The organism is Neobacillus drentensis (assembly GCF_036965425.1).
GTDB lineage: Bacteria > Bacillota > Bacilli > Bacillales > Cytobacillaceae > Neobacillus > Neobacillus drentensis_F.
Genome location: NZ_JBALPP010000058.1, coordinates 1 through 11,773 on the forward strand (window position 1 = coordinate 1; position 11,773 = coordinate 11,773).

The 11,773-nt window shown below is 37.3% G+C and carries 12 protein-coding genes; 1 reads left to right on the forward strand and 11 read right to left on the reverse strand.

Features of this window, described 5'->3' with window-relative positions; genetic code table 11:
• The coding region (locus tag V7161_RS16230) for an MFS transporter (protein WP_335714013.1) at positions 1-1,186 on the reverse strand (1,186 nt) is incomplete at its 3' end.
• Positions 1,187-1,722: 536 nt separating this feature from the next.
• On the reverse strand, positions 1,723-2,163 hold the full coding sequence (locus V7161_RS16235; RefSeq protein ID WP_335714014.1) for a PaaI family thioesterase: 441 nt from the start codon (positions 2,161-2,163) through the stop codon (positions 1,723-1,725).
• A 182-nt stretch (positions 2,164-2,345) separates the two neighbouring features.
• Between V7161_RS16235 and V7161_RS16240 the strand changes: the two genes are divergently transcribed.
• Positions 2,346-2,948, forward strand: a complete 603-nt coding sequence (locus tag V7161_RS16240) for a TetR/AcrR family transcriptional regulator (RefSeq protein WP_335714015.1) — start codon at positions 2,346-2,348, stop codon at positions 2,946-2,948.
• Positions 2,949-3,485: 537 nt separating this feature from the next.
• Here V7161_RS16240 and V7161_RS16245 read toward each other — a convergent pair.
• The 9 genes from V7161_RS16245 to V7161_RS16280 all read right to left on the reverse strand — a co-directional run bounded on the left by V7161_RS16245 (position 3,486) and on the right by V7161_RS16280 (position 11,377).
• Positions 3,486-4,184 carry an SDR family oxidoreductase gene (locus V7161_RS16245; protein ID WP_335714016.1) on the reverse strand — a complete coding sequence of 233 codons (699 nt, stop codon included), beginning with the start codon at positions 4,182-4,184 and terminating at the stop codon, positions 3,486-3,488.
• Positions 4,185-4,311: 127 nt separating this feature from the next.
• Positions 4,312-5,502, reverse strand: a complete 1,191-nt coding sequence (locus V7161_RS16250; RefSeq protein ID WP_335714017.1) for an MFS transporter — start codon at positions 5,500-5,502, stop codon at positions 4,312-4,314.
• A gap of 233 nt (positions 5,503-5,735) precedes the next feature.
• Positions 5,736-5,999, reverse strand: coding sequence for a metalloregulator ArsR/SmtB family transcription factor (locus V7161_RS16255; protein WP_335714018.1), 264 nt, complete (start codon positions 5,997-5,999; stop codon positions 5,736-5,738).
• Between the two features lie 333 nt (positions 6,000-6,332).
• Positions 6,333-6,887: a TetR/AcrR family transcriptional regulator gene (locus tag V7161_RS16260; RefSeq protein ID WP_335714019.1), complete on the reverse strand. Its 555-nt coding sequence runs from the start codon at positions 6,885-6,887 to the stop codon at positions 6,333-6,335.
• Positions 6,888-6,992: 105 nt separating this feature from the next.
• Complete coding sequence (locus tag V7161_RS30415) at positions 6,993-7,571, reverse strand: hypothetical protein (protein WP_420491630.1); 579 nt, start codon at positions 7,569-7,571, stop codon at positions 6,993-6,995.
• A 232-nt stretch (positions 7,572-7,803) separates the two neighbouring features.
• Positions 7,804-9,129 (reverse strand): GntP family permease, encoded by a 1,326-nt coding sequence (locus V7161_RS16265; protein ID WP_335714020.1) that lies wholly within the window; start codon positions 9,127-9,129, stop codon positions 7,804-7,806.
• Positions 9,130-9,204: 75 nt separating this feature from the next.
• Positions 9,205-10,122 (reverse strand): phosphogluconate dehydrogenase (NAD(+)-dependent, decarboxylating), encoded by a 918-nt coding sequence (gene gnd / locus V7161_RS16270; RefSeq protein WP_335714021.1) that lies wholly within the window; start codon positions 10,120-10,122, stop codon positions 9,205-9,207.
• Between the two features lie 69 nt (positions 10,123-10,191).
• Positions 10,192-11,136: a class II fructose-bisphosphatase gene (glpX, locus tag V7161_RS16275; RefSeq protein WP_335714022.1), complete on the reverse strand. Its 945-nt coding sequence runs from the start codon at positions 11,134-11,136 to the stop codon at positions 10,192-10,194.
• A gap of 106 nt (positions 11,137-11,242) precedes the next feature.
• Positions 11,243-11,377, reverse strand: a complete 135-nt coding sequence (locus V7161_RS16280) for a BA3454 family stress response protein (protein WP_335714023.1) — start codon at positions 11,375-11,377, stop codon at positions 11,243-11,245.
• Positions 11,378-11,773: the final 396 nt, after the last annotated feature.

Below are 11,773 nucleotides of genomic sequence, written 5' to 3' on the forward strand. Positions count from 1 at the left end.
CTGTTGATGTAACTTTAGAATATTTAGAATAATAACGATTAAATCTGACTGAATAAATCAATACATAGATAACGATTAGCGCAGCAAACAAATTTAGAATAATCAATGAGAAATTCAAGCTAAAAAATTGAGTCAGCACTCCGACTCCAATAGGAGGAATTATGAATCCGGAGTAGGCGCATAAATAAAATGCCGAAATGACTCGCGGACGTTCTTCCGGTTTCGGCAATTGGCTGGCAAACCTTAAAGCAACTTGAAACGTCCACCCACCGCCAATTGCTTGAATGAATATGCTGGCCCATACCAAAAATAAATTCGCTGTCAGACCAGAAAATACAATGCCCCATGATCCAATAGCAAGTAGGAAGATTCCAAAGCGCATCCGTGAGACTGGATGTCTCGGCCAAGGAACGAACTGAGCCAAAGCCCCTCCTCCAAGAAGCAACAATATTATAATCCCCGAAAAAGCAAGATTTGAAGTGTGAATGACATTTCTGATGAAAGAAGGTATTAGGGATAACGCAATTCCTTGAATTGTGAAAACAGTAAAGATCGGCAGTGCAACAAATGACCAAAAATGTGAACGAATACTATTAGGCACTCCAAGTGATATCTTAGTCTTAGCCGGTTTCTGCATGAGGGAATCCTCATGCTTAGGAAGAGTTTCCAGAATTACTAAAGAAGTAATTAACATTACAAGTAAAAACCAGTATGGTACTCTAAGCGGCTGCAGATGTAAATATTGCAAAATTAAACCAGCAATAGCTGGACCTAGGCCAAATCCGATGAGTACCGTTGCTCCTGATAACTTGATAGCTGTACTTACTTTATTAGGAGAGATTTGTTTTATTAAAAATGCAGCGGCAGTACCTGTAAAAGAGCCATATGCAATACCTTCCAATATTCTTGCAGCATAGAGCATCCAAACATCAAAACTGCCTAGAAAGAGCAACGTAGAAGCAATAGAAATCCATATACTGCTGCGAAGCACCCTCTTCAATCCCCAGGCGCTCCCTTTGGCTCCTACAACAAACAAGGTCGGCAGTAGGATAGCGGCATAAACGGCAAACAAAATCGTAATTTGCAGACTATTCAATTGATAATGTTCACTGTACAAAGGAAATAACGGTGTAATAAATGTTGCACAGCAGGACATTATAAGATAAACCCAAAGCATTCTTTTCATTTTAGAAATTCCTACTTTCTTAATTTTATTTTACTTACTAGTTGGTAAGTTATATTCCTAGAAAAACCGCCTTTTAATTTTTAAAAAGACGGTTTATTTGATTCAGAACTTGGGATCATACATCCTTTACTAACATGCGTTAATATTGCAAAGTACCTTATATCCATGACAGAAATGTATAAGCTACTGATTTATCGGTAACGGCAACTCCGAAATCTTCTATTTTTTCAAAATGATAGTGAATGCTTGCCTTATTTACCCCCTGCTGTTTGGAGAAATCATCAAAACTTATGGCAACATAACTCTTTTCCGGAATAAGTTTTAGTGCCAGGCCTAAAATTTGTGTGTTTCGATTTCCACTACTGTATTTTAACTTACTAGTAGGTAAGTGTCAAGCTAATAAGAGCAGAATTACTCTCCTCTTCCCAGTTAATGGAGCCCGACCTTGCCTGCTTTATTCAAATTGACGTTAGAACTTTTTTCCGCTTTAATATTTAATTCACCGTCTAATTCTAAAATCTCTACTTGGCACTTTTTTATCTTCCAACTGATTTTTCACCACGAAGGACCATACAGGTACTTAAAGCATGGGCTACTAATGAACCACCTTCATCAAAAACATCGCACTTGATTAGCCCAATTGTCTTTCCTTTTTTTATAACCTCACCTTTTGCTGTAATTTTTTCATTCCAAATCGGTTTCAAATAATTGATTTTAAGTTCAACAGTCGTAAAGGACTCATTCATTTCTAACAAACTTGAAAAGGCCACGCCCATTGCCATATCGGCTAAATCACATAGTATTCCTCCATGAATTGTTCCCATAGGATTTGCATGTTTCTCTGTATTACACTCTAATTCAAAAACTGCTATACCCTCTTCAATTTGTAACAGCTCTGCACCAATTAACTTGGCGATAGGTGGCGGCGGAACCTCGCGATTAATTATTTTTTGCATAGTTAAAATTCTCTCGTTCATATAAATCCCTCCAATAAAAAATATAAACCGGTCTGTTTTTTATTATACACTAATCTAAGTTATAGTCGTCAATATGATTTGAATATTCTAATAAAAAAAGAGGATTTAAATTACATAAAAGGTTATACTTACATTAAAAAGACCGTCCGGTTTTAAATTTCTAATGTAAATGAGGGTTAAAAATGCGTAAGGGAGAACGAACAAAGCAGATGATTATTGAAAAGGCCTCTGGACTTCTAAATACCCAGGGATACTTGGCAACTTCCATTACAGATATTATGAAAAAGACTGGTATGGAAAAAGGAGGGATTTATAATCACTTTAAAAGCAAACAAGAACTTTCTTTGGATGCATTTTCATTTTCTATTAAAACGATGTCCACAACCTTTCAAGAAGCAATTAGGAGCAAAAATACTTCTATCGAAAAATTGAACGCATTTCTTGAAGTCTTTTTGCTATTAGCAGAAGACAAGCCAATTCCTGGCGGCTGCCCAATTCTTAATGCTGCAATCGAGTCCGATGATGCGCACCCTGACTTACGTGATGAGACCAGAAAAGCAATGAATGACCTTTATTCTGTGATTCTTCGAATCATTCGAACTGGGATAAGTAACAATGAAATAATCTCTACAATAGATTCGGAAACCTTCACAACAATTTTTATATCTACAATTGAAGGATCTCTTATGATGACAAAGCTTTATAATGACACCATTTATATAAATCGATCGATTGGATTTTTAAAAGACTATCTTTCAAAATTTGAAACTAGGGAAAGTGATTAATCTCAAATATTTATGAGCTCAATAAAAAAAGGTCCGCTAGCAGTCAACTTCTGTGTGGTTTATAGTGCACCTACTGCTAATACAAAAAATCATATCTTAAAATAATTAAACAGAAAAATAAACCTTACAGATAAACACCGTCCCCTATTCTTCGTATTAATGGCGTTAGTATTGTTCTTGACACATATGCCTTGGTTTATTTGCCCCCTACAACAAGATTGAAAGTAAATAAATGAAGGAGAACACATTTAATAGTTTGAGATGTGTTTTCCTTCATTTATTTTGGGATATCTCGAGAGTAGATCAACGAATATTTATTTCGATGATCATTAAATATAAACGTGTCTTGACCACTCCAACATTACTATAAGTGTCTCAATCACAGACCTCTTTTTTTTATTCTTTCTGTTCCTTTCAAGCATCTTATTTCCCATTTATTATTCGAAATTTATCGCATGTCATTATCACTTCTCTAAATGTAATATAAAAAGATACAGTTCACTTTTAAAAAGGGTGCTAATCAGTCTGCAATATTGCTCATTCGAACTGTGGGTATAGAGCCGAGACTCCACCAGCCAGACCTTTCTGAACCTTTCGACTCAAATCATCGGCAAGAATCTCATAGCTGTCAGCCTGGATTCCATCGATAGCAATCTTTGCTACATCAGCAGCATTTAACTTAGGAGCTGTCAAGTGGGCAGTCATGTCTGTGTCCATGTACCCGACATGAAGTCCTGCAACGCGTACCTTCTGGTCAGCCAGTTCTAAACGCATTGCGTTGGTGAGAGCCCACTCGGCTGACTTGGCAGCAGAATATGCTCCTGAATTCACACTACTGAACCAGGATAACACTGAAAGAATGTTTAGAATAGTACCGCCCCCGTTCGAGGCTATTTTCGGTGCGAAGACGCGAACCATCGAAAGAGTTCCGAAAAAGTGGGTATTAAATTCGGTGTGGATGTCCTCCAAACTACCATTGATAAGAGAGGCGCCTGTCGACACCCCAGCATTGTTTATCAGCAGAGTCACGTCACCCGCTACCTCTGCTGCCGCTGCCACAGAGATAGGATCGGTGATATCGATTTGCAATGGTTTTGCTCCCGGTAGTTGGATACTATCAGGGTTACGCGCCCCCGCATAAACAGTAGCACCTCGAGAGATCAATTCAAGAGCGAGTTGTCGACCAAGTCCTCGGTTTGCGCCAGTAACGAGCGCGGTTTGTTGTGAAATATCCATTATAAGAATTCTCCTTCCAGATTTAAGATCCTACTTTAAACATTAAGACAAACAATTTCTGTTCTGTGGAAAAGTTGATGTTTAAACAAAAATGCAAAAATAACGATTTAAGACTCCTCTAATTTGATCAAGCTCGCTTTTGTGCCACAAAACCTTGGTTGACTATCTTTTTATTATTTAAGAAACGTGATAATCCAAATGTTGTAATACTTGCAAACACAATACTTAACGCACTGAACCATGAAATGGAAGATAATGATATTTGCCCCACAATTACTCCACCTAAACCTGCACCAACCGCAAAGCCTAATTGCATCATCGATTGATTCAGTCCTAGCAATACATCTGAGGATTCAGGTGATATCGTTGCTAAATTATATTGCTGAGTTGCACCTGATGACCAGCCTGAAAATGACCAGACTGTCAATATAATAAATACTGCAATAATTGAATGTGAAATGAATGAAAGCACGACTAAAGATGTTACGTTTACAAGTAACCCTATTTTTAATGTAAAAATTACGCCTCTCTTATCTGAGCTTAATCCACCTAGTTTAGAACCAAATAAGCTTGCAACTCCAAGAATTAATAAAGTAATGCTTACAAGAGAATCACTCATACCTACATTTTTTACAAGGAATGGAGATAAATAAGTAAAAAGAATTCCGTATCCTGTCATTAAAAAGAAGGTGATTAATAATGCTAAAGCAATTTTTGGTTTTTTGAACATCGCAATTTGTCTCGTTAAAGGGATTGAAGCATCACCATTCATTTTTGGTATTGTATTTAAAACAATAAAAATGACAAGTAAAACTAATATTGCGGTACCGATAAATACAAATTTCCAGCTATACGTGGATGTAATAAAACGTCCAATAGGAACGCCAATGATTAATGATGCGGTAAATCCCATGACAACTGTTGCAATTGAACTGGCCTTTTTATTAGCAGGTGCAATCTTTGCTGCGATATTTAAAATTGTAACGACCGCGACACCTGTACTTAAAGCCATAATAATGCGAGCAATTATAAATAATCCATACCCTGGAATAATCACTGAAAGTAAATTTCCTACAATAAAAACAAATAACGCATAGATCAGTAATTTTCGTCTTTCCATTTTAGCCGTTAATACCAGTAATATAGGTGTACCGATGGCATAGGCTAATGAAAAGACTGTAATTAATTGACCAGCCGCTCCAATTGACACTCCTAGAGCCTCTGCCATTTTATCCAAAATACCTGAGATGATGGGTTGTGAAGTACCGACTAAAAAACTTATCAGTGCTAAAATATAAATCCTTGCTGTATTTGACATGTTGAATTTCCTCCTCTTTATTTCTTTTAATTCTATATTTCTAAAAACACTGAAATAACAAACAAAATGAAAGAAGATATTTAAGCTTTGCAAACAATTTATTATAAACCATTTTTATATTTCCCTAAGAATTTGTTTCCCTTCCAATTTTAACAATTCATTCCCCAGTTTTTTCCCTGATTCAATATTTCTATAAATACTGAAATTGAAATTAAAATTATTCCGTTTTAACATTAATGTAAAGCAGGAGCGTATTGAGCAAGGACTTCTCGTTGTAGACTGTAATATCTGAAGGTTCCCTCTCTGCGAACTGCTAATAATCCGCAATCGAGTAATAGTTTTAAATGATGCGTCAATGTTGAATTGTTCGGGACTTTTAATTGATTTGTCATTTCTAGGCAAGCTAACTCTGATTGTTGAGTAAGTAATTTTACGATTTGTAAACGAGTCGATTCACCTAGTGCCTTATAGACTTTTACTGCAATATCATCATTCACCGCAAAAAACCTCCTTTCAGCAACCATTATTTCAGTATTTCTAGAAATATTATATTTAATCAGAGATGTTCTTTCAATTGAGCTGCCATCACAAATATATCTAATAAACAAAAGAACATTTAAAGCTATTTTTTTGCAGCATAATGTTCCTCCGAAATAACTCCAATTGAATTGTCAATAAACGTAATTTTTTAAGAGTCGATCTATCCATACTTTATAATAAATTGGCTTGCTCGTTTATGAAATCTGAGTAAAGCGATCAGTATCGTCTACAATTTTATACCAACAACCTTTACTTATTAGTGAAAGTAACGGTTGTTGGTATGTAAGCTGCTATTTATCAGTAAGATTGCTTACCTGTTTCAAAAAATCGGCGATAAGGTCCTTTCCAAGCACACGTTGGTATTGAAGAACCCCTTTACTAGCAGCCAAAATCATTAGGGCAAGTGAATCGACATCGACTGAAGATTGAAGGTCACCTTGTTCCTGTAATTCCCGGAGTATATTCGTAATAATTAGTAGTTCCTTTTCGCTTATTTCCTTTACCTTTTTCTGCATTGCCTCAGGCAAAGATTCAAAATCTGTTTGTAAGGACGAGATTGGGCAAATGTCATAACATCTAAAGCGTTCCAATCTGTCCGTAAAAAAATTCTTTAGTTTCTCATTTGGCGATATAGAGGCATTGCTATTCGAAAACCTATCCAATCGTTGCATGATCCTATCGGTAATCGCTGCTCCTAGATCCTCCTTTTTCTCAAAATGATAGTGAATGCTTGCCTTTGTGACACCTAGTTGTTTAGAGATGTCATCGTAGCTAAACGCTACATACCCTTTTTGTTGAATTAACTGCATTGCTAAATCTATTATTTGTACTTTTCGATTTTCCATAGTGCAATTTTAACTTACTAATAGGTAAGTGTCAATACCTCAATGATGCTACTGGTTACTTTTTATTTACCAAATGTATTTTTCCTCAATTGTTCATTTATTTTGCTATCTACACCGCGCTTTTTCCGTTATGTTACCCCTCGATGGCTCGGACCGACGGACGGATAGCATGTACCGGATCAGCGAGATTAACGAGAAAATGTATACCGCAATTAAAGCGCCGTACACATTTTCATAGGCACGGACCAGCGAATTCTTTTTTTGAAATTCGAGTAATATACCGCAAACCGCAACGGAAAACGAACCGCCGAAAAACTGGATGAGTTGCATAAATCCCACGCCTGAGCCGATCAACTTGGTCGGCAAAATACGTGACGTTTCGTAATTTAACGAAGCTAACGTTACAGAGGTCGCGGGCGAGAAGAATAGGTACCCGAACAAGATTACAGTCGGTGATGTGACTAGGTCTGCCCAAAAGGCTATCAAAACGAGAGCTATAATCCCATGCCCGAGAATCAGAAACCGCACACTGCCGAACTGGTCGAACCAGCGTCCGATGAAGAGCTTGAGAAAGGCTGATAAAACGGCGCCTGGTCCGATAGTAAGGACGATAGCCAAGGAGATTTGCCAAATAGAAGCAAGTCCCAGTGGCATTAAAAACAAGTTACCGATATTCAGCACCATTATGCAGAATCTTATTTCAGTATTTCTAGAAATATTGTATTTAATTAGAGCTACTCTGTCAAAAGAGTGATTTTCCTTTTTTAATTCATTGGCTGGTGTTTTCTTAATTTAAGAATTTGATTGTGATTTCCTAATAAGGAGAGAAGCAAAATTTAGCTTCTCTCCTTCGCGTAAAACATTTATAGATGTGTCACTTAAACTTCCTCTATAGTTTTTAATAGTAGTATGGTTTCTAAACAAACAAATTAAGCAATAATACACCGCCAAAAGCAACAAATGAAAGGATTGTCTCCAGCACTGTCCAGGTTTTAAAGGTTTCTTTTACGGATAATCCCAGGTATTCTTTTACCATCCAGAATCCAGCATCGTTTACATGTGAAAACATCAATGATCCTGCACCTGTCGCGATAACAAGCAATTCCAGATTCACACCTGACATGTGTTGGACAACTGGTGAAACGATACCGGCTGCTGTTGTTAAGGCAACCGTCGCTGAACCAGTCGCAATACGAATCAATCCAGCAATCAAAAATGCCAAAACAAGTGGAGATAGTGATAAATGTTCGGACATTTGAGCAATGGTTGTACCTACACCACTATCGATAAGAATTTGCTTAAATCCGCCGCCGGCCCCTATGATTGCTAGGATTGAACCAACTGGCAGCAGGCTTTCTTCTGTAAATTTTTTAATAGCTTTTTTATCCATCCCTTGACGAAATCCGAGAAAGAAGAATGCCGTAAAATTAGCAATCAAAAGCGCAATGACAGGACTCCCTATTAATGTTAAGAATTTCATCTGGCCGGCAGGTAGTGACATATACGGTGAAATTGCTGATAAGATCATTAATAATACTGGTAATAAAATAACAAAGAATGAAATTCCTGTTCCAGGTAATTTTTTCGCCGTTGTATTAATACGAATCAATTCTGGTTCTCCTTCAGGAATCACATGTTTATGAACCCACTTTGCAAATAATGGGCCTGCGATGATGGCTGCAGGCAACGCAATGATTAGTGCGTAGAGTAGCACTTTTCCAAGATTAGCCTTATAGATCCCTATTGCCGCCATTGCCCCTGGGTGCGGCGGTACAAGACCATGTACGATAGATAGTCCAGTAATAGCTGGTAAAGCGATTAATAATATATTTTGTTTCGTTGTTTTATGAATGGAGATGACTAAAGGTAATAAAATTAAAATACCAACTTCAAAGAACACCGGGATTCCGATAATAAAACCAGAAAGTAGCATAGCCCATGGTAATTTCTTGACACCAAAGGAACGAACGAAGAAATTCGCTACTTGCATTCCGGCCCCTGATTCTGCCATCATCTTTCCTAAAATCGTACCTAACGCCAAAATTCCCACTAAGTGACCTAGAACATTCCCAACCCCGGTTTCATAGGCACTTACGATTTTATCCATTGATAAACCAGCCATAATTGCTAAGAACAAACTTGCAAAGGTTAAACTTATAAACGCATGCCATTTCCACCAAGATACTCCTAAAACGACGATCACAATTGCAGCAAATGTAACCAGCAATAAATACGTATTCATTCTTAATTCCACCTTTCAAAATTACTTAGATTTTCTACTTCATTTTGTTGTATAAATGATATTGTGTTTGAGTAATTAAAAAGAAATACAGGATAAACTCTTATTCTTTTCCACTGCATGTCCACCAAATTCATTGCGCAGTGCTGCCACGACTTTCCCTGTAAATGTATCGTTCTCTAGTGAACGATAGCGCATCAATAAGGACATTGCGATAACAGGAGTAGCGGCTTGAAGGTCCAAAGCTGTTTCAACTGTCCATTTGCCTTCACCGGAAGAATGCATAACCCCTTTTATCTCATCTAAATTCGCATCTTTAGAAAATGCTTTTTCTGTTAATTCCATGAGCCATGAACGAATAACGGAACCATGATTCCACACTCTTGCTACCTTTTCATAATCGTAGTCAAACTCACTCTTATCTAAGACCTCAAACCCTTCACCGATGGCAGCCATCATTCCATACTCAATTCCGTTATGAACCATTTTCATGAAGTGACCACTACCAGCCTTACCTGCATACAAATATCCATTCTCTACAGCAGTGTCACGGAAAATAGGTTCGACTATATCCCAAGCTTCCTGGTCTCCTCCAACCATGTAACTAGCTCCATTTCGGGCACCTTCCATTCCGCCAGATGTTCCCGCATCCATAAAGTGAACTCCAATTTCTCTCAGCCGGTTGTAACGAAGAACCGACTCTTTATAATGGGAGTTACCAGCTTCTATTACTATGTCACCTTTTATTAAAAAGGGTGTAATCTCATCAATTACCGAATCAACTACGGAGTGTGGAACCATAATCCAAAGAACTCTTGGTGTTTCCAAGGATTGAACAAGTTCCGTTAAGCTTGATGTACCTTTAGCTCCGTATTTTCTCATTTCTTCAACTGTGTCAGAATTTAAATCAAATGCTACTACCTCGTAGTTATGATCCAATAGATTTTGTCCTAAATTTAACCCCATTTTCCCTAATCCGATTAATCCAACTTGCATACTAATTTCCTCCTCAAAATTATTTTCATAAAAAAGAATGATTCTTCCCTAACCATGTCCAAATCGACATCATTTTTTTAAACTATGTTGACCTTCTATAAACCGAACCGTGCCTGTTTTAGCACGCATGACAACCGAATGAGTTGTTGCGAAACTTCCATTATATTGAACCCCTTTAAGAAGCTCACCGTCGGTTACACCTGTTGCTACAAAAAAGGCATCCTCACCTTTCACAATGTCCTCCAACATTAAAACGCGGTTAACTTCTTGAATGCCCATATTTCCTAAACGAATCCATTCTTCTTCCGTTTGTGGTAAAAGCTTTCCTTGAAAATCTCCACCCAAGCTTTTTAATGCCGTAGCAGCCAACACACCTTCAGGAGCTCCTCCCGAACCAAGCATTATATCGACTCCTGTTTTTTCAAATGCTGTATTAATGGCTGCTGCAACATCACCATCTTGAATCAGCTTCACTCTTGCACCAGCATCACGAATCTCCTGAATCATTTTTTCGTGTCTTTCCCGGTTCAAAATAGCTACTACAAGGTCTTCAATATTCTTGTGTTTTGCTTTTGCAACAGCTGATAGATTTTCAATTACGGGGGCATTGATGTCAATTTTCCCTGCTGCTTCCGGACCTACTGCAATCTTTTCCATATACATATCTGGTGCATGCAAAAGATTGCCACGCTCTGCTATTGCTATGGTAGCTAGAGCGTTCCATGTACCTGCAGCAACAATATTGGTTCCCTCTAATGGATCAACTGCTATATCTACTTCAGGGCCATCCCCTGTTCCTAATTGCTCGCCGATATACAACATTGGAGCCTCATCCATTTCGCCTTCTCCAATTACAACCGTTCCCTTCATATGGATGGTGTTAAACATATCCCGCATGCCTTGTGTGGCTGCCTCATCCACTTCATCTTTCTTCCCTTTTCCCAACCATCTTGCAGCAGCTATAGCTGCTGTTTCTGTGACTCTGACAAGTTCAAGTGAAAAATTTCTGTCCATCACAGACACCTCCCATTCTCAAGTTTTCATAAAAAGTACTTCATATATTTTAAATGAATCAATTAATGTACAGAAAACGAATGCAAAAGTAAAATTATGCGTTTTTTTATTTCGCCCATTGTTTTCTAACTTGTTCTTCAGCCAAACGTAAGATCTCTTGTTCTGAAACCTCTTTATAGGCAATAACATTTGTTAAATAATTTTTCCCTTGAAATTTGACTGTAACAGTTATTTCCATCATAATGATTTCTCCTTTCTATCATATAAAGGGAGGTTCCCCAAACCTAATATCGATTTCCGATTGTCTCAAATAACCATTAATGACAAATAGAATTTATCGAAAAAGGATTTTCCATTTTGTGAAATAGTAATATCAGCCTTTTACCGATAATGAACTACAAGAATCAAAGCTAGAGTCAGTTCTGCAAAATTTGCATTCATAAGTTTTGAAACAGACTCAGGAAGATACACAAACATTAATTGATCACTCGTAAATTGAGTAACTTTTTAATATAAGGTTATCTTTCGTAACCATAATATCCCCAAAAATATATTTTGTCAATTAAAATATTTTAAAGTTGATAAGCCCAATTAAAACCTTATCAAACCTATATTTCTCTAGTTACAATCAACTTTA

Coding starts and splice junctions, on each gene's coding strand:
- glpX (WP_335714022.1), bottom strand. CDS start 11,136: ATGGACAGAAATTTTTCACTTGAACTTGTCAGAGTCACAGAAACAGCA.
- V7161_RS16245 (WP_335714016.1), bottom strand. CDS start 4,184: ATGGATATTTCACAACAAACCGCGCTCGTTACTGGCGCAAACCGAGGA.
- V7161_RS16280 (WP_335714023.1), bottom strand. CDS start 11,377: ATGATGGAAATAACTGTTACAGTCAAATTTCAAGGGAAAAATTATTTA.
- gnd (WP_335714021.1), bottom strand. CDS start 10,122: ATGCAAGTTGGATTAATCGGATTAGGGAAAATGGGGTTAAATTTAGGA.
- V7161_RS30415 (WP_420491630.1), bottom strand. CDS start 7,571: ATGGTGCTGAATATCGGTAACTTGTTTTTAATGCCACTGGGACTTGCT.
- V7161_RS16240 (WP_335714015.1), top strand. CDS start 2,346: ATGCGTAAGGGAGAACGAACAAAGCAGATGATTATTGAAAAGGCCTCT.
- V7161_RS16235 (WP_335714014.1), bottom strand. CDS start 2,163: ATGAACGAGAGAATTTTAACTATGCAAAAAATAATTAATCGCGAGGTT.
- V7161_RS16260 (WP_335714019.1), bottom strand. CDS start 6,887: ATGGAAAATCGAAAAGTACAAATAATAGATTTAGCAATGCAGTTAATT.
- V7161_RS16250 (WP_335714017.1), bottom strand. CDS start 5,502: ATGTCAAATACAGCAAGGATTTATATTTTAGCACTGATAAGTTTTTTA.
- V7161_RS16265 (WP_335714020.1), bottom strand. CDS start 9,129: ATGAATACGTATTTATTGCTGGTTACATTTGCTGCAATTGTGATCGTC.